Raw genomic sequence first — 20,231 nt, forward strand, 5'->3', positions numbered from 1 at the left:
GAGGTGATGGCAGAATAATACTGCTTTATGACAGATTCATGATGCCCGATTTCAACGTCGGACGACCAGCCGATGAATCATGAAGCGATGGTCGGGCGTGAACAGCCGCCGAAACGTCAGCAGCACCGCGCACACGGTGCCCAACGCCGATCCCGCCGCAATCAGAAACATGATCATGATCTGGTAACGCACCGCATCCACCGGGTTTTCACCGGCCAGCACCTGACCGGTCATCATCCCCGGCAGGCTGACGATCCCCACCACCGACATCTGGTTGAGCGTCGGCATCATCCCCGCACGGACTGCTTGCCGCGCCGCGCCCTGAGCGGCTTCCCAGCGCGTGCCACCCAGCGCCAGGATCATCTCGATGGTGTTGCGACCGGAGGTCAGTTCTTGAGTCATGCGCTCGATGCCCAGCGACACCGCCGTCAGGGTATTGCCCAGAATCATCCCGAGAATCGGAATCGCGTACTGCGGCTCGTACCACGGCCGAATGCGGATGATCACGAACAGGCCGATGGCCGCCACCAGCCACGAACTGGTCCACACCGACGCCACGCTGTCCATCAACTGCCCGGCGTACGTGCGCTTGCCCCGGCCCGCCGCCGACACCCCGGCCACCAGCGTCATCAGGCACATCAACGGCAATACCACGTACCACTCGGCGTGGGCGAACACCCAGCCCAGCAGATAACCCACCGCCAGCAACTGCACCACCGTGCGCACCGACGCCCACAACAACTGGCGCCCCAACCCGAGCTTGAGCACCAGCGACAACACGCCGTTGATCAGGATCAGCGTGGCCGCGATGGCCAGGTCCACATACGACAGGTTCTGGTAATTCATGCGTCGGCTCCCGACCGCAACACGCCTTGATTCATCGTTAGATGTTGGGTGCTCATCCGGCGCGCCTGCTCGGGGTCATGGGACACCCAGATGTACGCCCGCGTCCCCGCGCCTTCCTCGAACCAATGCAGCACCAACGACTCAACGGCGGCCGCCGAGGCCGGGTCGAGAGCGGAAGTGGGTTCATCGAACAGCATGACCTGCGGCGCCAGTTGCAGAGTGCGGATCAGCGCGACGATCTGCGATTCGCCGCCGGACAAATCCCCGGCAGGCTTGCTCAGAAAAGGGGTGTCCTTACCGGCTTTCACCAGCAGTTCGGTGGCGTGAGCCAAGTTGAACGTACGCGTGCGCAGGGCGTTCAGGGAGAACGGGAACTGCAGATTGTCCAGCACCGAACCCTCGATCAACGCCGGACGTTGCGCCACGTAGGCCACGCACGTGCGGAAGTGGGGGATCGTGTCGTTGGAGAGCGGGCGTTGCTGCCACAGAATCTCGCCCGTGGACGGCGCATCGAGCGACGCCAGGGTGCGCAGGAACACGCTCTTGCCCGAACCGGACGCCCCGGTGATCGCGATCTGCGCACCGGGCATCAGGGAAAAGTCGGTGGGTTTCAGCAGTTGCGTCGTGCCGCTTTGATCCAGACGGCTCAGTTTCCTGACCTCAAGCAACGCAGGGGTTGAACCGTTCGACGACACGAAAATTCCTTCTGGGTGGGCGCGGAAAAACGTTGTGCATTATTGCCCAGTCGAAACGGGTCGGCTACAGGACAGCGGCCGTTCGCAGCACGTCGACGTGCCGTCAATCACTGTGGGAGCGAATTCATTCTGGGCGGCATTCCGACGAAGTCAGCGGTACATCCAAAACATCTCTACCGCCTGGCCGATTTTCGCGAATGAATTCGCTCCTATAGGTGGCTAACTGGCGAGCCGCTAGACCACTGCCGCTTTTGCGATCTCCGCCGCGCTCGCCAGTTTCTCCACCGACCAGCACGTTTCGATGAGCTTGCGGATCTGGGCATCAGGCAGGATGCCTTTCGCCAGGTCGGTGAATTTGGCCTCCAGCTGCTGATCGGTCATCGGCACTTCCAGGCTGCCAATCGCGTGCTCGATGAATTTATGCAGTGTGCGGCCATCCTTCAGCGTGATGGTCATGTCCACCTGTTCGGGCTTGATCGACGGGTCGATGGTGGCCGTCACCTTGTCGCGCAGGGCGATGACCCGGGGGTCGTTGACGGCGCGGTCGCTGTACTGACGTTCCCCTGCCGCGCCCTCAATGATCGCCACCGCCACCGAGTGGTAAATGCTGAATTTGCCTTCCAGACCGATCTTCGGCGTTTTCTTGCCGGTCAGTTCGATCACCAGCGGGTGCACTTTGAGGTCGATGCGAGCGATCTGGTCGTCGGTCAGCGTGTTCTGATTGCGCAGCTGAATCGCCGCGTCCAGTGCCGGGTGAATCACGATCCCGCAGGCGAAGGGCTTGTAGGTGTTCAACGCCGCCTCGTAGCGCGTCCCGAGGCCTTCGGTGATCTCGCGGTAATCCTGCTTGGTGCTGATGGTGTTGGCCCAGCCGCGCTTGGCCTCGATCATGCCGTCGGAACTGGTGTAGTCCTTCGAGGCCAGCAGCGCTGCAAACAGACCGTTACTGGCCGCACGACCGGGGTTGAAGCTCTTGTTCATCGAGCCGAATGACTCACGCAGCCCCACCGGTTGCGAGGCCGCCAGGCCCAGGGCCCAGACCATCTGTTGTTCGTTCAGCCCCAGAATCTTGCCCGCCGCCGCAGCCGCGCCGAACACCCCGGCGGTCCCGGTGATGTGCCAGCCGACGTCGTAATGGTTGGGGTACACGGCGTTGCCGATGCGGCATTCGGTTTCCACGCCCAGCACCACGGCGTTGAGGAAATCCTTGCCAGACACCGCGTGGTACTCCGACAACGCCAGAATCGCCGACACCACCGGCCCAGCCGGGTGAATGATGGTTTTCAGGTGCGTGTCATCGAAGTCGAAAATGTGGCTGGCGACCCCATTTAGAAAGGCCGTGTTCATGATGTCCAGCCGCTCCGAGCGCCCCAGCAAACCGGCTTGGGGCGGCCCGGAAAAAGGCTTGAGCGCCGACAGCGCCCGCTCCACCGTTTCATGGTGCGAACCGCCAACGGCCACGCCGACCCAGTTGAGCAGGGTGCGCGTGCCTTCCTTTCGCACATTGGCGGGCAGGTCTTCGTAGCGGGCGTTCACCAGATAGCGCGCCAGGATATGGGTCACCGGTTCTGGGGCTGGAGCGGGGTCGGCAGGTTTCATTTTTTCCCCTTGCGCGAGGGCGGAGAAGGACAGGCCGGGCGTGGCGGCGGCGACAGAGGCGATGGCCCCGGCTTTGAGCAGTCCGCGGCGATTGATCGTGGTCATGAGGGTGCGCTCCTTCTCTTTATGATTGTCTGGTTGCACGTGCTGAGCAGCACCCGGCGATCATGGCGCAGCAGTGGTAGCATTTGAATTGCAACAATCTGATGGATCTATGCATGCCACACATGAATCTGGAAATGAGCGACCTGCGTGCTTTCGTTGCAGTCGCGGAACTCGGAACGTTCAGCGCCGCTGCGCTGGACCTGCACCTGTCACAGCCTGCGCTGTCGCGACGGATCTCCAAGCTCGAAGCGAAAATGGGCGTGCGCCTGCTGGAGCGCACGACCCGGCGCGTCGACCTCACGGCCTTCGGTCGTGACTTCGCCCGCAAGGCCCGTGAGATCCTCAACAGCCTGGACGAGTCGCTGATCGGGCTGGGCGAAGTCGCGGGACGCATGAGCGGCGAAGTCAGCGTGGCCTGCGTGCCTTCGGTGGTGCGCTATTTTCTGCCGCAAGTGCTGCGCGAATTCCACGAACGCTACCCGCGCATCGTCATCCGCGTGATGGACGAAGGCGCCAGCGACGTGCTCTCCAGCGTGGTGCGCAACGAAGTGGACTTCGGCCTGAACTACATTGGCGTTCAGGAAGCCAACATCGACTTCCAGCCCGTGCTCAAGGAAGCCTTCGTCGTCGCCTGCCGACGTGATCATCCTTTGGCGAAACGGCCAGCCGTGACATGGACCGAGCTCAACGCGTACGACTACATGAGCGTGGCCAAAGCCAGCGGCAACCGTCTGCTGCTGGACCTGGCCCTGGCCGACGCCCCGGACCTGCCGCGCTCGTTCTGCGAAGTGCGCCACGTCATGAGCGTCGTCAGCCTCGTCGAAGCAGGCGTCGGCATCGCCGCCGTGCCACGCCTGGCCATGCCCGCCGATGACCACCCGATATTGGTCAGCGTGCCGCTGGTGGAACCGGTGGTCAGCCGAACCATCGGCTTGATTCGTCGACGCGGGCGGGTGCTGTCGGCGGCGGCTCAGCAGCTATACGAGATGATTGGGGAGCGGCGTGAGTCGGCGGAGCGCCAGTCATCGGATGCTTTTAATCCGCTTTGATAAAGTCCACAAACGCCCGCAACGGCGACGGCACATACCGGCGTCCGGGGTAATAAAGGAAAGGCCCGCTGAACGTCATGCACCAGTCCTCCAGAATCGGCACCAATGCACCGCGCTCGATGTGTGGGCGGAGCCAGTCTTCGAACAGGTAGACCACACCCAGGCCATCGACGGCGGCCTGGATGCCGAGGTCGATGGCGCCCGCGATGCGCACCACGAGCGGGCCGGTGGGGTCGACGTGGAGGGTTTCTCCGTTTTTTTCGTATTCCCACATCGGCATCGAACCGCTGGGAAATTTGCCCCGCAGGCAGGCGTGGTCGAGGAGGTCACGAGGGTGTTGCGGGATGCCTCTGGCGGCGAGGTAGGCGGGGGAGGCGGCGGTGGCGAAGCGCTGGAAGCGGGGGCCAATGGGCACGGCGATCATGTCCTGTTCGAGGCGTTCGTCGTAGCGAATGCCCGCGTCGCAGCCGGCGGCGAGCATGTCGACGAAGCTTTCTTCGACGATGACTTCCAGCTGGATGTCGGGGTGGGCCTGCAGAAACGGCGTGATGATCGCGGGAAGCACCAGCCGCGCCGCGCTGGCGGGGACGTTGAGTTTGAGGGTGCCGGACGGGCGGTCGCGGAAGTCATTGACCACGTCGAGCGCCGATTCCACTTCGCCCAGTGCGGGCACGATACGTTCCATCAGCCTGGCCCCGGCTTCGGTCGGCACCACGCTGCGGGTGGTGCGGTTGAGCAGCCGAACGCCCAACCCCGACTCGATGCGCCGCACCGCGTCGCTCAGGCTCGACGCCGATCTACCGCTCAGGCGCGCGCCTTCACGAAAACCACCGGCCTTGACCACGGCCACGAAGGCCATCAAATCCTGAATATCCGCTGCCATGGTGTGCTCTTGAGTGGGGGGATTGTTCGGTGAGCCGTACGACCTGTGCCGATTGCACCGGATTATCGAGCGGTCCGTCAACGCCTATAGTGGCCCAACACCCGTTGAGAGAGGCAAACAACATGAGTGACGCGAGCAAGGCAGGCAGGTTTCAATTGGGCGACCGTACCGTGAACCGCATGGGTTACGGTGCGATGCAGTTGGCAGGGCAAGGCGTATTCGGGCCGCCGAAAGACCCGCAAGCGGCGATTGCCGTGTTGCGCGAAGCCTTGGCGCTGGGGATTAATCACATCGACACGTCAGACTTTTACGGTCCCCATGTCACCAACCGCCTGATTCGCGAGGCGCTGCACCCCTACGCCGATGACCTGACGATCGTGACCAAAGTGGGCGCCGTGCGCGGTGACGATGCGTCGTGGAACCCGGCGCAAAGCCCTGCCGAACTGGTGAGCGCCGTGCACGACAACCTGCGTAATCTGGGTCTGGATGTGCTGGACGTGGTGAATCTACGAGCGTGGGGCAACTTGCACTCACCGGGCGATGAGTCCATCGCCGAAGGCTTCAGTGCGCTGGCTGAGCTGCAGCAGCAGGGGCTGATTCGGCACCTGGGTTTGAGCAACGTCACCAGCAAACAGGTGAAAGAGGCTCAAGGCATTGCGAAGGTGGTGTGTGTGCAGAACCACTACAACCTGTCTCACCGGGATGATGAACAACTGATCGCCGAGCTGGGCGAGCAGGGGATTGCCTATGTGCCGTTCTTTCCCATGGGTGGTTTCTCGCCGCTGCAGTCGGACGTATTGGCCAGCGTCGCGCAACGTCTGGGGGCGTCGCAATTGAATGTGGCCCTTGCCTGGCTGTTGCAACGGGCGCCGAACATCCTGCTGATTCCGGGAACGTCTTCGGTGGCGCATTTGCGCGAGAACCTTGGAGCGGCGGAGTTGAAGCTGCCGGCTGAGTGGGTGGCGGAGCTGGATGCGGTGGGTTGAGCTTGTTCAGGACAGGCGATGCATCTGTATCGCCTGTTCCATTGATCGCGAATGAATTCGCTCCTACAGTTTGGGTAGCGGCGCGGCGGATTGTGGGCCCGGCGCGGTCGGAACGGTGGCACCGACCTTATTCGCGATGGGTCGGTACAGGCGAAACATCTGTCCCGCCTGTCCCATTTTCGCGAATGAATTCGCTCCTACAGGTTAGTCATTGGCGCGGCGGATTATGGGGGTGACGCGGTTGCCACTACCGGTTTTTCGATCCCAACGGCGGCGTGCGCGGTGGCACTTGGCGCTTGCTGCCTGTGGCCTCGAACGCCGAGGCCAGTCGCAGCAACGCCGAATCGTCGTAGGCGCGGCCGGCGAAGGTCAGGCCGACGGGCATGCCGATGTCGGGCATGACGCCCATGGGCACGGTGACGGTGGGCACGCCGAGGTGGCGGATGGCGAGGTTGCCGTTGGCGACCCACACGCCGTTGCTCCAGGCGATGTCGGCCGACGCCGGGTCAACGTCCGAGTTGGCGGGCGCGACGTCGGCGACGGTCGGGAACAGCACCGCATCCAGCCCCTGCGCGTCCATCCAGTCTTCCAGGTCCAGCTTGCGGGTTTTTTCCAGCCCACGCAGGCCGTCCGGCAACGTCTCGATTTCATTCCACGGCGTGATGCCGCGTTCCGCCATGCGCACGTATTCGTCCATGCCCGCCGCCAGATCGCCCTCGCGGTTTGGCAGGGTGCCGGGGTCGTGAGGGAAGATCTTCGGGCCGTCCACGTCCGCCAGCTTATTGAGCTTCGGGTCGCCGTTGGCGCGCAGAAAGTCATCGAACGCCCAGGCCGTCAGGTCCCACAACTCGTGGTGCAGGAATGCCTTGGAGACGATGCCGCGATTGAACACGGTCGGCGCGCCGGGGCGATCGCCTTCGCAGTTCGACACCAGCGGGAAGTCCACTTCGATCACTTCCGCGCCTGCGGCTTCCAGTGCTTTTCGGGCCGCTTGCCACAGGCCGATCACCGAAGGGCGGGTGTGGATGCGTTGCCCTGTCGGCCCGCCAATGCCCGGCGCCTCGCTGGTGCCCGCGTCAGGGTCGGCATTGATGTACATGCGCGGGATGCCCAGACGCTTGCCCGCTAAGGCATCGGCCTTCACCGCCAATTCGGCGTAGGAGGCCGGACGCACCGACGCGACGGGCGGAATCGGCACCCACGGCTGCAACCGCCACAGGTCGCCACGGGTGTCCGGGTCTTCCACGACCACGACGTCCAGCACTTCCAACAGGTCGGCCATGGTGCGGGCGAACGGCACGACCACGTCCATGGTAGGGGTCAGCGGCCAGTTACCGCGCACTGAAATCACGCCGCGCGACGGGGTGTACGCGCACAGGCCGTTGTTGGACGCCGGGCCACGGCCGCTGGACCAGGTTTCTTCCGCCAGCCCGAACGCCGCGAAGCTGGCTGCCGTTGCGGTCCCGGCGCCGTTGGAGGAGCCGGACGCAAACGGAGCGGTCAGAAAGTCAGCGTTGTACGGGCTTTCCGCTCGGCCGTAGACGCCGCGCTGCATGCCGCCATTGGCCATCGGCGGCATGTTGGTCTTACCCAGGCAGATCGCCCCGGCTGCACGCAGGCGTTCGATGGTAAAGGCATCGCGATGGGCGACCAGATTCTCAAAGGCCGGGCTGCCCGACGCGGCGGTCAGGCCCTTGACCAGATAACTGTCCTTGGCCGTGTACGGGATGCCGTCCAGCGGGCCAAGGGTTTTTCCTTCGGCGCGACGCTGGTCGGCGGCTTCGGCTTCTTTAAGGGCGTCGGGATTGCGCACGACCACGGCATTGAGCGCGGTGTCGGTCTGCGCGCCGTCGTAGGCGTCAATGCGCGCCAGATACGCGTTGACCAACTCGACCGCGGTGGTCTGACCGGAGGCCAGTGCAGCGCGCAATTCAGCGATGGAGACTTCGGTGACTTCGATCATGCTGCCACCGCCGAGTGAGGAATGAATGAGGTCTTGAATGGGCTTTTCATCGTGCTTTCCGTTTCATGGCGCGCGTCCAGACAAGGCTTGGCGCGCTGAATGTGTAATCCGGGTGCTGTATTTAACACCAACTCGGGCAACGGAGGCAGGGGCGGTTCGCTGTAACATCATCTTAACATCACCTTGCTAAGGTGCCCGCTTCCGTCCGGCGCAGTGGCCACGAGCATGCAGGCAGAACACTTCACTTTCACCCGGCCGAAGTTGCCCAGGGACCACCGCTGTGCCGGTGATCTGTGCAATGAAGTGCCGGGTATCGAGTCCAACAGCACCAACGACCGGGTCATGGAGATCTTCAGTGCTCATCGTGAGCGGGCCTGCCTGGCCGTGCTGGAAGGCGAGCGCCCCATTGGACTGATCAACCGCAACATTTTCCTGTCGCAGATGAGCAAGCCGTTTCATCGCGAACTCTACGACAAGAAAAGCTGCATCGCCTTCATGGACAAAGAACCGCTGATCGTCGATGCGCAGATGAGCATCGAAGACCTGACGTTCAAGACGGTCGAGTTCGGCGAAAAGGCCTTGGCGGACGGTTTCATCGTCACCCGTAATGGGCGCTTTGCCGGGTTGGGCAACGGTCTGGAACTGATGGCCGTGGTCGCCGCCATGCAAGCTGAAAAAAATCGCCAGATGATGCAAAGCATCGAATACGCCAGCGTGATTCAGCGGGCCATGCTGCGCGCCTCTCGCGATGCGCTGGCGTCCACGTTGGGCGACGCCGCGCTGTTATGGGAACCGCGAGACGTGGTCGGTGGCGATTTCTACCATTTCAGCGCCTACCCCGAGGGTTGGTTTGGCGCGATTGCCGACTGCACCGGCCATGGCGTGCCTGGCGCATTTATGACGCTCATCGCGTCCTCCTCGCTGACCCAGTCGCTGGAGCGTTTCGGACCTCGCGACCCTGCGCAGTTGCTGGCGGCGGTCAACCGCAGCGTCAAGGAACTGCTGGGGCAGGTCGATGGCCAGGACGACACCCCGGAGTCCGATGACGGCCTCGATGCGTCCTTTTTCTGGTTCGACAACGCCAGCCGCTCCCTGAGTTTCGCGGGCGCACGCATGGCCTTGCACGTGCTGCACCCGGATGCCGATCAGGTGCAGACCATCGCCGGGCAACGCATGGGCGTCGGCTACGTGGGCAGCGATTTCGATTACCAATGGTCGGTCAGCACGGTTCCGATGCAGCCCGGCAGCCTCATGTTCATCGCCACCGACGGCCTGATCGATCAGATCGGCGGCCCGAAACGCATCGCCTTCGGCAAACGCAAAGCCTTCGACGCTCTGCTGCAACACCGCCGCGAATCGTCCGCTGCTATCTGTGAAGCGTTGCAAGGGGCGCTGGCGCTGTGGCAGGCGGATCAGGCTCGGCGCGACGATTTGACCCTATTCTGTGCCCGCATTCAGGAATGACGATGTTCAACTCAGAAACCGCCCAGCAGGACTGCACGTTTTTCGACCTGGCCCAACAGCGAAACGTGATTTTCTATCACATGGGTTATTTCTCACATCACATCATCTCGGCGATGGCTGAGGTGGTGAAGCTGCAACTGGAGATCTCCGGGGTTAGCGGGCCGACGCGACGCAAGCTGTTTTCCTCGTTCGTCGAGCTGTCCCAGAACATCATCCATTACTCGTCCGACGCTTTGAGCGGTTCGGCCCCCGACGAGTCCGGCCTGCGTCAGGGCGCGGTGTGCATCAGCACCGATGGCGAGCGTCATCAGATGCTCTGCGCCAACCCGATCGCCACCGCCGACACCGAACGTCTGCGCGAAAAGCTGGAGCCGCTGCGCAACATGACGATCGAGGAAATCAAACAGGCCTACAAAGTCACCCTGCGTGCCGAGACGCCGGAAGACAGCAAGGGCGCCGGTCTGGGCTTCCTGACCATGGCCCGGGACGCCAGCGCGCCGCTGGAGTTCGGGTTTCATCCGCGCGCCGATGACCCGGACACGACGCTGTTTTGCCTTAAAGCCACTATTTGAATTGAGCGACGCTTAGCCATGGACAACGTCTACATCGAAGCAACGGCCACTTCCCCGGAAATCGACTTTCGTTTCGACCAGAACCTTCTGTCGATGAAGGGCGAGTCATACCCGGAAAACGCAGCCGCCTTTTACTCGCCCATCGTGGAGCAACTGCGCACCTACCTGGCTGGCAAGGAAGGCGCAACGATCACCGCCAACATCGCGCTGGCGTATTTCAACAGTTCCAGTACCAAGATGCTGTTCAGCATTTTCGACGCCTTGGACCAATGCGCCGAAGACGGCAACGGCATCGAAGTGAATTGGTACTACGACGAAGAAGACGAGACGATTTTCGAATTCGGTGAAGAACTGAAAGCCGACTTCACGTCGATTGTCTTCAACGACCGTCCGATCACGACGTGAAGAGGCTCGTGGACATGGCAGCCTCCGTCGCTTCGCGAGACCCTTCCGGCCAGCCGGCGCCTGACTTGTTCAAGAGCGAGGCCGAGGCCCTTGAACAGGTTCGTTCGGTGCTGGCATTGCCGCATGCCGACGCCGAAGTCTACCGCACATCGTTGTCGGGTCTGGCGACTCACTACGAGCGGCTGATGCGCGAAACCCGTCGCCTGATTGGCCGCAGCGACCGGGCGGAGCGCGAGATGAACGCGCTCAACGCGCAGTTGCAGACCCTGGCGCGCCAGCTTGAATACCGGGCCACCCACGACGCGCTCACCGGGGTGCTGAATCGCGGCGCGATCATCGACATGACCGCCCAGGCGCTGATGCGCACGGGGGCGGTGATGATCGTGCTCGACATCGACCATTTCAAACACGTCAACGATGAATTCGGTCACCCGGCGGGCGATGCCGTGATTCAGGGCATCGTCGAGTGCCTGCGCAAGATCGTCGGCGAGAAAGGCGCCATTGGCCGGGTCGGCGGCGAGGAATTCACCGTGCTGATTCCCGGTGGCCAACTGGAGGAGGGCCTCGCGCTGGCCGAAGCGATGCGCCAGGCCGTCGCGGAACACGTTTTCGGCGACCCGGTGAATCGCGTCATCACCGCGAGTTTCGGCGTCAGTGCCAATCCCGTCGGCACCAGCTTCGACCTGGCCTACGGCCTGGCTGATACCGCGCTGTATCACGCCAAGCGCCAAGGCCGAAACCGAGTGGAAGTCGCCGACGAGGCGGAATGATTGTTCGGTTATATAAATCAGTTATTCAGCCCAAACAAAAACTAACCGGTTCGTTAATAACGAGCCGGTCTTAGTTCTATTACGTCGTACAACTTTCCAATAACGACCTCGCCTAGAGACTCACCGGTCATCTTTTATACCGCGGCGTTTTATATGGTTGCGGAGTTGAAAGAAGCGGGTATATGCTGGCACATAGATATCAAACTAATAATAGACCTGGTAGGGCTGCCGCGTGTGCATATTCGGACAGTCTTGCCGACTGACTTTTTATGCCATCCGAGAACCTTCATGTCTAACCGCTCTTTACACTTCAAACTGTTCTGGACCGCGCTGATCGGCGCTGTGGCGGTCCTGCTGCTGTTGCTGGCGTCCGTTGCCTACGTGGCTTACGGGTCGGCGGTCAAAGAAAATACAACGCTGGTCGATACCCTCGTCAAAGAAAACGCGAGGGCAGTCGAAGTAGAACTTGGCGTGGGCTATTCAATTGCAGACTCGCTTGCCAGTGTTGCCATTGCCATGCAACACGAACATGTCGATCGTAAAACCGCTGATGCCACTTCGCGCGCACTTCTGGAATCCAATTCCCAATTATTGGGATTGGGTCAGTATTGGGAGCCGAACGCATTCGATGGCAAAGACAACGAATTCGACAATCAACCCAATCACGATGCAACAGGCCGTTACCTGACGTATTGGAACCGGGCGAGCGGGGTGGTCAAATCCGAGCCGCTGGTGGGCTATGTGCCGGAAAACGCCGACAACCAGTATTACTACCGTCCGCTGCACACCGCCAAAGCCTGGGCCTCCGAGCCATACGCCTACAAAACCGCCAGCGGCCAGCAATTGATGCTGACCTCGATCATGGTGCCGCTGGTGCAGGGCGGCAAAACGCTGGGGGTTGCGGGGGTCGATATTCCGCTTGAAGGCATCAATAAACAGCTGTCGACCATCAATGTGTTCAAGGGCTACGGCGCGTTGGTGTCGAGCGACGGTCTGTACGCCAGTCACCCGGATAGCAAACGTTTGGCGCAGCTCGCGGACGACCTGCCTGTCGCGGCGAGAGAGGCGATCAAGGCCGGTCAGCCCTACAACTTCGAAAGCAATGGCTGGACCTACGCGCTGCGGCCGGTGCAGATTGGTGAAGCACCGAACCATTGGTCACTGATGATTGCCTACCCGCTGGCCGAGGCCATGGCGGGCATCAACCACTTCCTCTATGTCGCCGTGCTGGTGGGCCTGGCGGGGTTGTTGGTGCTGGCGCTGGTGCTGTGGAACCTGCTCGGTTGGCAGATTCGTCCGCTGTCGGGGCTCACGGTCGGCATCCAGGGATGGAGCGGCGAGCTGGGCCTGCGTTTCGAACAACGCAGCGGCGACGAGACCGGCAAGCTGGCGGGCGCCTTCAATCAGTTCATTCAGCGCCTCGGCGGGCTGGTCGGCACCATTCGCCACAGCAGCGGCGCGTTGATGCAGATTTCCACGCAACTGGGCGACACTACCCAGGCCGTCGCCGAGCGGGCGACCGCGCAACACACGGCCACGGAAGAAATGGCCAGTGGTGTCACGGCCCTGGCGCACTCGGTGACCGAGATGGCCCAACAGGCCGAGGACGTCGAGCAACTGGCGCGCAACACTGAAGCGCTGACGACGCACATCTCCGACGACATGAGCCAGACCCTGGCGGGCATCACCCACATCGACCAGACCATGGACGTGGTGGCCGGGGCCGTCGGCGATCTGGAAAAACGCTCCCAACAAATCGCCGGCATCATCGCGGTCATCCGCAGCATCGCCGACCAGACCAACCTGCTGGCCCTCAACGCTGCCATCGAAGCGGCGCGGGCAGGGGAGCAGGGCCGAGGATTTGCGGTGGTCGCCGATGAAGTCCGGCAGCTGGCCGAACGCACCAGCCGCTCGACCGGTGAAATCGGCGAGATGATCGGCGCCATCGGCTCGGACGTGCGCAACACCGTGGCCAACGTTCAGCAGGTCGGTGAAGCCGTGCGCACCGGTGTTTCGCAATTGACCACTTCTTCTGAAGGCGTCGTGCAGATCCGTCAGCACGCCCGCGACATCCTCACTCGCATCAGCGAAGTGGCCCGCCAGACCCAAAGCCAGGCGGCCACGGGCGAGCAACTGTCGGTGGCGATTCAGGGCGTCAGCCGCATTTCCGAGCAGAACGATCAGGCGATCCGCGTGTTGCTCGATCAATCGGTCGAACTGCGCGACCAGGCCGGATCCCTGGACAAGCAACTCACGCAATTCCGCGATTGAAAGCAGACGGGTCAGCGCTCGTCCGACTGACCCTCTCTCGCGTTCGCTGTTGTGACGGGCGGGACTAGACTGACCTTTCACTTCTTCGTTTCTGGAGAACCGACATGGTCAGCAAAAACACCCTCTGCCTCTGGTACAACGGCGACGCGCTGGAGGCCGCAGCGTTCTACGCCAAGACGTTCGTCGACAGCGAAGTGAAGGCCATCCATCACGCCCCGAGCGATTACCCGTCCGGCAAGGAAGGGGACGTCTTGACCGTAGAATTCACGGTCATGGGCATCCCCTGCATCGGGCTCAATGGCGGTGCCGAATTCGTACACAGCGAGGCGTTTTCGTTTCAGGTCGCCACGGACGATCAGGCGGAAACCGACCGCCTGTGGGACGCAATCATCGGCAACGGCGGCGAGGCCAGCGTCTGTGGCTGGTGCAAGGACAAATGGGGCCTGTCGTGGCAGATCACCCCGCGCGTGCTCACCCACGCGTACACCAGCACCGACAAGGCCGCAGCCAAACGGGCGTTCGCGGCAATGATGAACATGACCAAAATCGACATCGCCACCATCGAGGCCGCCGTTCGGGGCGAGTCGGCGTAGGCGTTGCCCGCGCTTTCGGCTAATCTCCCGCCTGCCCCACGGGAGCAGGCGGTGTGCGCAGGCCTGCTCCCCTCATCCTGCATCGAATCGGAATCCACGCCCTCACGTTATGGTCAAACACATCGATCCGGATATGACGCTGCTGAAAATGCCTTCGCTGAAAGCAGTGAAGTCGTTCGTGGCGGCGGCCAAATACCAGAGTTTCACCCGCGCTGCCGAGGCGTTGTGTGTCACGCAAGCGGCCATCAGCCGACAGATTCGCGAGCTGGAAACGTACCTTGGCGTCGAGCTGTTCAAGCGGGTAGGGCGCGCCGTGGCGCTGACCGAAGCGGGGGCGATCTTTTTCGACGCGGCGCAGATGTCCTTCGTCAACATCTCCCAGGCCGCCGAACGCATCCGCAGCCACAACGCCGGGAAGCGCGTGTTGACCCTGTGTTGCTCGCCGGCTTTTTCGGCGTTGTGGCTGTCGGCCAGACTGCCGACGTTCTTCAGCGAGAACCCGGACATCGACTTGAACCTGATCACGACGCAGAACTTCCTGTCGATGGAACCGGGGGTGCGGCCAGATATCTTCATCACGAAAATGGCCAAGATCCAAGACGGCTACCGCAGCTATCCGTTGTTTCACGACGTGATCTACCCGGTGTGCACGCCGGAGTACCAGGCGGCGCACCCTGAACTGGCGTCGTTGACGGGACTGCGCGACAGCGGGTTGCTGAACCTGAGCCCGTATGGCCGCTCCCAAGTGGCAGAGCATGTGGATTGGGGCGTGTGGTTTGCCTTTCACGACGTCGATATCGATGACCGACCCCACGACAGCCCCCACTTGCTGAACGCTAATGACTACAACCTGATCATCAGCATGGTGCTCACTCATCAGGGTGTGGCCTTGGGGTGGAACCATCTTGTGGCGGCGCTGGTGGAACAGGGGAGGCTGGTGCGGCCCGTGAAGGAGGAAGTGGTGTTGACGGAGAGCCAGCACTACCTGACGTTCCGCGAAGATCGTGAGAAAGACGAAGCGTGCTGCCGGTTGCGGGATTGGGTGTTGGGGCAGTTTTAGTGATGGAGCAGCGCGCGTCGATGCCATGCCCAAGTGGTTAACCTGCACACGGTTCCAACTGTGGGAGCGAATTCATTCGCGAAAAATAGTCCGGGCGATGGAGATGGGTTGTCTGTACCGGCCTTTCGCGAATGAATTCGCTCCCACAGGGGGAATGAGTCATGACAGGGATAGCGTGGGGCTCGACCTGCGAAGAGCGTTAGCTCCAGCCAGACGCTTTTGATCTTTAGACGCGATAGACCAAACACCGCCGAACGCGACTTGGGTGCAGGCCGAACGCAGGCGACGCGGAGTGGGTCGAGCGGCATGGATGCCGCGAGAGCCGCGCTGGGCCATGGATGGCCCTTCGCGGCGGGCCCACGGAGCGTCGCCGGAGTGAGGGAACCCTGACGAAGTCAGGGCCAAACCAGGAGCAGGCACCCTTGGTTACTTGGGGGTGGTGCGGCAATCCGACTTTTCCAAGTAACTCGCCGGAGGCGAAATTTTCTGCCCCTAGGCAGAACCGTGATCTGCGCCACTACCGTTATCGGATATGTCCCCGATTTCCACGCCATCGACCTCGAACGATACCCCCCATTCCCACCCAATTCCCCCTCAAAAACCCCCAATCGATAACATCAGCTTATGGATTGATGAGCGTAAAAGTTTCTTGTTCCTAGCCTCAAACGCCACGTAATCTTCACCCAAGCCGCCAGCCATCACCGGGACGAAAACCGGGATTCGAGACGTGCAAAAAGACCGCCGGGGCTGCCCCGGACGGACTTAAAACAAGAAACCGTCGTCACTGCCAATTGGGATAGATACGGTCCATGCTCCAGATGATTGAGTTACCTCTGCCCACTGTCGAACAACGCCTTTCTGCTTTTCCGGCGCTGTCTCGACGACATGAATTCTAAAGACCCAGGTCACCCCATCGCCCCAGTGAAAAGGACGGGCGTGGAATAACGGTTCGCTCGCGCTGCTGATAACAGTTGAGGCCCCCTTGGCCGAACACTCCGCTCACGTTCCGACTTGAGCGCACGGCACCCCTGCGTCCGTACACAACTGAACATGTTTCACCACGGAATCTTCCTCTTGTTTATCCGGGGATTGTTTTGTGCTGCTCATTGAACGCTCGCGCCCTACTTATTCGGAGAAGACGTCTTGAAATTCGAAGGCATATATACACCGGCGGTGACGCCCCACACGCCTGATGGTGAAATCGACTGGAGCGTCTTTTCAGAAGTTCTGGAATCGCTGATCGAAGCGAAAGTTCACGGCATCATCATTGGTGGCTCCACCGGCGAGTATTACGCCCAGACCGCCGAAGAGCGTCTGAAGTTGGCGGCCCACGCCAAGGAAGTCATCGGTTCCCGCGTGCAATTGATCGTCGGCACCGGCGCCATCCGCACCGAAGATGCAGTGATGTACGCCGAAGACGCCAAGCGGATCAAGGCTGACGCGATCCTGGTCACGACCCCGCCGTACGCGCTGCCCACCGATCAGGAAAACGCCATCCACGCGTTGACCATCGACCGCGCCGCCAACTTGCCGATCATGTTGTACAACTATCCGGGCCGTATGTCCGTGCAAATGAACGAGGATTACCTCGCGCGCGTCGGCAAGTCAAAGAACGTTAAAGCCATTAAAGAAAGTTCCGGTGACATGGGCCGCGTGCACTTATTGGCCCGTGAATTTCCGCATATTGCGCTGTCCTGCGGCTGGGACGATCAGGCATTGGAGTTCTTCGCCTGGGGCGCCAGAAGTTGGGTGTGTGCCGGTTCTAACTTCCTGCCAAAAGAACACGTCGCGCTGTATGAAGCCTGCGTGCTGGAAAAGAACTTCGATAAAGGCCGGCAGATCATGTCGGCGATGATGCCGCTGATGAATGCCCTCGATGGCGGCAAGTTCGTGCAATGCATCAAGTTCGGCTGTGAATTGAACGGCTTGAACGTCGGGGATGTGCGTGCGCCATTGCGGCCCCTCAACTCTGATGACAAACGCAGCCTTCAGACCGTTATCACCAACGTGAAACGCACCGTCGCACACATCACCTCGGGAGCCAGCAATGCGTGATCTTCTAACCGCGGCCGAATATGCCGCCATCGCTCAGTCGATGTCGTTTCCGACCAACGCGTTCATCAACGGTGCCTTCAAACCCGCGCTGTCAGGCAACACCTTTGCCACCGTCAATCCGGCCAATGGCGAACACCTCACCGACATCGCGGCGTGCAACGCCGATGACGTGGACTACGCCGTGAGCAAGGCCAAGGAAGCCTTCGACGATGGCCGCTGGCGGCTGCTGCCACCGGGCGAGCGCAAGGCCGTGCTGCTGAAATTCGCCAAATTGCTGGAAAACAATCGCCACGAGCTGGCGGTGCTGGAAAGCCTCGACAGCGGCAAGCCAGTGCGCGAGTGCCAGTTGGTCGATGTGCCGGATACGATTCACACCCTGCGCTGGCACGCCGAAGTCATCGACAAGCTCTACGACCACACCGCCCCGGTGGGCAATGACGCGCTGACCCTGGTGGTGCGCGAGCCCATCGGTGTGGTCGGCTGCGTGCTGCCGTGGAATTTCCCGCTGCTGATGCTGGCGTGGAAAATCGGCCCGGCGCTGGCCTCCGGTTGCTCGGTGATCGTCAAACCGGCCGAGCAAACCTCACTCACGACATTGCGCGTGGCTGAATTGGCCTTCGAAGCAGGCGTACCGGCGGGCGTGCTGAACATCGTCACCGGCACCGGCAAGGACGTCGGCGAACCGATCGGCCTGCACAAACACGTGGACATGGTGAGCTTTACCGGGTCCACCGCCACCGGGCGTCGCTTCCTGCATTACGCAGCGGATTCGAACCTCAAGCGCGTGGTGCTGGAGTGCGGCGGCAAAAACCCGGCCGTGGTGATGGACGACGCTGAAGACCTGGACTTGGTCGCCGAGCACGTGGTCAACGGCGCGTTCTGGAACATGGGCGAAAACTGCTCCGCCACCTCGCGTCTGCTGGTGCACGCGTCGGTCAAGGACGAATTGCTCAAGCGCATGGGCGCGTACCTGCGCGAATGGAAAATGGGCGACCCGCTGGACCCGCAAAACCGCGTTGGCGCGCTGGTCAGCAGCGACCATTTCGAGAAAGTGAAGTCGTACCTCGATTACGCCAGCAGCGGCCATCTGGAAGCGGTGTACGGCGGCGACACTCAGGACGGCGCGTACGTTCAGCCTACCGTTATTGACGGCGTGGACCGCGACAGCCGCCTGTTCCAGGAAGAAATTTTCGGCCCGGTGCTGTCGGTCACCACTTTCAATTCGATCTCCGAGGCCATCGCGCTGGCCAACGACACGGCGTACGGCCTGGCCGCCTCGGTGTACACCGGCAGCCTGCGCAAGGCGATCAAGCTGTCGCGGGAAATTCGTGCCGGCATCGTCACCGTCAACTGCTTCGGCGAGGGCGACGCGTCCACTCCGTTCGGCGGTTACAAGGAGTCCGGTTTTGGCGGTCGCGACAAGTCGGTGTTTGCCCACGACCAGTACACCGAGATCAAGACCATCTGGATCGACGTGTCCGATCGCTCGGTAGACGAGACCGTAAAATGAGCCAGCACACCATCAAGCGGCTGCCGGTGGACACCGGTGTTTCAGGCTGGGAGGCGATCTCTACGCGTTCGACCCCGGTGCGAATGCTTGATGGGAACGTGTCGGCGGACTGGCTGATCATCGGTGCGGGATTCGCCGGTCTTTCGGCGGCCCGTCGGCTGTCCCAACTGCGTCCTCAGGACCGCATCGTGGTGGTCGATGCCCATGAAATCGCCAAGGGCCCGGCGGGGCGCAACTCCGGTTTCATGATCGACGTGCCCCACAGCCTGTCCACCGGTGAATATTCGGTGGGCGGCGAATCGGCCACGGCGCTGGAAATCGAGCAGAACCGCTTCGCCATCGATTTCGCTGCACAGGCCGCTTTCGAATACGGCATGTCGCCGCACACCTTCGACCCGTCCGGGAAGATCAACGCGGCGGCCACCGAACGCGGCCTGAAGCTGAACCTCAAGTACGCGAAATCGCTGGCGGGCATCGGCGAGAAACACGAGCTGTTCGACGCCGCGCAGATGCGCGAGATCACCGGCTCGCGCTATTACCACGGCGGGCTGTACACCCCCGGCGCGGTGATGATCCAACCGGCGCAGTACATCCGCGACCTGGCGGGCGGTCTGGCGCAACGCGTCACGCTGTACGAGCGCTCGCCCATCGTCGAACTGACGAAATCCGGCGCGGGCTGGGTGGCGAAATCCCATAAAGGTCGCGTGTCGGCGCCCAAGGTGATTCTCGCGGTCAACGGCCACATCGAAGACTTCGGGCATTTCCAGGGGCGGCTGCTGCACGTCTTCACCTACGCGTCGATGACCGCGGCCTACAGCGACGACCAGTTCTCGCGCAAGGCTTCCGGTCACGACCGCTGGGCGTTGCTGCCCGCCGACCCGATGGGCGCGACGGTGCGCAAGATCTCGGAAGACGGCCTGTCGCGGATCGTCATCCGCACCAAATTCACTTACGACCCGACCATCACCGTGACCCCGAAACGGGTCGCGCAAGTGGCCATGGAGCAGCGGCAGTCCCTCGACGCGCGCTTTCCGGAATTGAAAGACACGCCCATCGAATTCAGTTGGGCGGGGCGTCTGTGCCTGAGCCGCAACAGCGTCCCGGCGTTCGGAGAGGTGGAAGAAAATCTCTACGCCGCCTGCTGTGAAAACGGCCTGGGCACGGTGAAAAGCACCCTGGCGGGCGTCATGGCCGCCGAGCTGGCAACGGGCATGGGTTCCGACTTCCTGCGGCGCTTCAGCCAGGCACCGGAGCCGAGCAAATTGCCGCCGCGTCTGCTGACGCAACTGGGGGTGAGTTCGGTGATTCGCTGGCAAGAGTTAAGAGCGGGGCGTGAGGGGTAAACGCGGTATCGGGTTCGAAAAACACCAACACTCAAGTTTCATCAACGTAGATCGGGGAATGC

16 protein-coding genes and 1 pseudogene are annotated in these 20,231 nt (G+C 61.8%); 12 read left to right on the forward strand and 5 right to left on the reverse strand.

Annotated elements, in window-relative coordinates; genetic code table 11:
- Positions 1–51 precede the first annotated feature (51 nt).
- The 3 genes from ACWKWE_RS14060 to ACWKWE_RS14070 form a co-directional block, all read right to left on the reverse strand.
- Positions 52–846: an ABC transporter permease gene (locus ACWKWE_RS14060; RefSeq protein ID WP_166597388.1), complete on the reverse strand. Its 795-nt coding sequence runs from the start codon at positions 844–846 to the stop codon at positions 52–54.
- Positions 843–1,541 carry an ABC transporter ATP-binding protein gene (locus ACWKWE_RS14065; RefSeq protein WP_483850852.1) on the reverse strand — a complete coding sequence of 233 codons (699 nt, stop codon included), beginning with the start codon at positions 1,539–1,541 and terminating at the stop codon, positions 843–845. The genes ACWKWE_RS14060 and ACWKWE_RS14065 overlap by 4 nt, the downstream gene beginning before the upstream one ends.
- A gap of 234 nt (positions 1,542–1,775) precedes the next feature.
- Positions 1,776–3,245 carry an MmgE/PrpD family protein gene (locus tag ACWKWE_RS14070; protein ID WP_483850853.1) on the reverse strand — a complete coding sequence of 490 codons (1,470 nt, stop codon included), beginning with the start codon at positions 3,243–3,245 and terminating at the stop codon, positions 1,776–1,778.
- A 113-nt stretch (positions 3,246–3,358) separates the two neighbouring features.
- Between ACWKWE_RS14070 and ACWKWE_RS14075 the strand changes: the two genes are divergently transcribed.
- Positions 3,359–4,294 (forward strand): LysR family transcriptional regulator, encoded by a 936-nt coding sequence (locus ACWKWE_RS14075; RefSeq protein WP_483850854.1) that lies wholly within the window; start codon positions 3,359–3,361, stop codon positions 4,292–4,294.
- Here the strand turns inward: ACWKWE_RS14075 and ACWKWE_RS14080 are convergent.
- The gene (locus ACWKWE_RS14080; protein WP_483850855.1) at positions 4,281–5,177 is read right to left on the reverse strand and encodes a LysR family transcriptional regulator; all 897 of its coding nucleotides are present in this window, start codon (positions 5,175–5,177) and stop codon (positions 4,281–4,283) included. The two genes, ACWKWE_RS14075 and ACWKWE_RS14080, sit on opposite strands and share 14 nt — an antisense overlap.
- 122 nt (positions 5,178–5,299) lie before the next feature.
- Between ACWKWE_RS14080 and ACWKWE_RS14085 the strand changes: the two genes are divergently transcribed.
- Positions 5,300–6,163: an aldo/keto reductase family oxidoreductase gene (locus ACWKWE_RS14085; RefSeq protein WP_483850856.1), complete on the forward strand. Its 864-nt coding sequence runs from the start codon at positions 5,300–5,302 to the stop codon at positions 6,161–6,163.
- Positions 6,164–6,410: 247 nt separating this feature from the next.
- Here the strand turns inward: ACWKWE_RS14085 and ACWKWE_RS14090 are convergent, their stop codons facing one another.
- Positions 6,411–8,126: an amidase gene (locus ACWKWE_RS14090; RefSeq protein WP_483850857.1), complete on the reverse strand. Its 1,716-nt coding sequence runs from the start codon at positions 8,124–8,126 to the stop codon at positions 6,411–6,413.
- 225 nt (positions 8,127–8,351) lie between these two features.
- Between ACWKWE_RS14090 and ACWKWE_RS14095 the strand changes: the two genes are divergently transcribed.
- The 10 genes and pseudogenes from ACWKWE_RS14095 (at position 8,352) to ACWKWE_RS14140 (ending at position 20,169) form a co-directional block, all read left to right on the forward strand.
- Positions 8,352–9,590 carry a SpoIIE family protein phosphatase gene (locus ACWKWE_RS14095; protein WP_483850858.1) on the forward strand — a complete coding sequence of 413 codons (1,239 nt, stop codon included), beginning with the start codon at positions 8,352–8,354 and terminating at the stop codon, positions 9,588–9,590.
- Positions 9,591–9,592: 2 nt separating this feature from the next.
- Positions 9,593–10,162 carry a SiaB family protein kinase gene (locus ACWKWE_RS14100; RefSeq protein WP_166597400.1) on the forward strand — a complete coding sequence of 190 codons (570 nt, stop codon included), beginning with the start codon at positions 9,593–9,595 and terminating at the stop codon, positions 10,160–10,162.
- A gap of 18 nt (positions 10,163–10,180) precedes the next feature.
- Positions 10,181–10,567, forward strand: a complete 387-nt coding sequence (locus ACWKWE_RS14105; protein ID WP_166597401.1) for a DUF1987 domain-containing protein — start codon at positions 10,181–10,183, stop codon at positions 10,565–10,567.
- Between the two features lie 14 nt (positions 10,568–10,581).
- Positions 10,582–11,337 carry a GGDEF domain-containing protein gene (locus ACWKWE_RS14110; RefSeq protein ID WP_166597402.1) on the forward strand — a complete coding sequence of 252 codons (756 nt, stop codon included), beginning with the start codon at positions 10,582–10,584 and terminating at the stop codon, positions 11,335–11,337.
- 1,734 nt (positions 11,338–13,071) lie between these two features.
- Positions 13,072–13,608: pseudogene (locus ACWKWE_RS14115) on the forward strand (methyl-accepting chemotaxis protein); the annotation flags it as partial.
- 104 nt (positions 13,609–13,712) lie between these two features.
- A complete protein-coding gene (locus ACWKWE_RS14120) occupies positions 13,713–14,201 on the forward strand; it encodes a VOC family protein (RefSeq protein WP_483850859.1) in 489 nt (162 codons plus the stop codon).
- A 109-nt stretch (positions 14,202–14,310) separates the two neighbouring features.
- The gene (locus ACWKWE_RS14125) at positions 14,311–15,261 is read left to right on the forward strand and encodes a LysR family transcriptional regulator (RefSeq protein WP_166597405.1); all 951 of its coding nucleotides are present in this window, start codon (positions 14,311–14,313) and stop codon (positions 15,259–15,261) included.
- A gap of 1,143 nt (positions 15,262–16,404) precedes the next feature.
- Positions 16,405–17,316, forward strand: coding sequence for a dihydrodipicolinate synthase family protein (locus ACWKWE_RS14130; RefSeq protein WP_483850860.1), 912 nt, complete (start codon positions 16,405–16,407; stop codon positions 17,314–17,316).
- On the forward strand, positions 17,309–18,826 hold the full coding sequence (locus ACWKWE_RS14135; protein WP_483850861.1) for an aldehyde dehydrogenase: 1,518 nt from the start codon (positions 17,309–17,311) through the stop codon (positions 18,824–18,826). Before ACWKWE_RS14130 ends, ACWKWE_RS14135 begins: the two co-directional genes overlap by 8 nt.
- Positions 18,823–20,169: an NAD(P)/FAD-dependent oxidoreductase gene (locus tag ACWKWE_RS14140; RefSeq protein WP_483850862.1), complete on the forward strand. Its 1,347-nt coding sequence runs from the start codon at positions 18,823–18,825 to the stop codon at positions 20,167–20,169. Before ACWKWE_RS14135 ends, ACWKWE_RS14140 begins: the two co-directional genes overlap by 4 nt.
- The last annotated feature ends 62 nt before the right edge of the window (positions 20,170–20,231 follow it).

It is taken from the genome of Pseudomonas salicis (genome assembly GCF_057128705.1).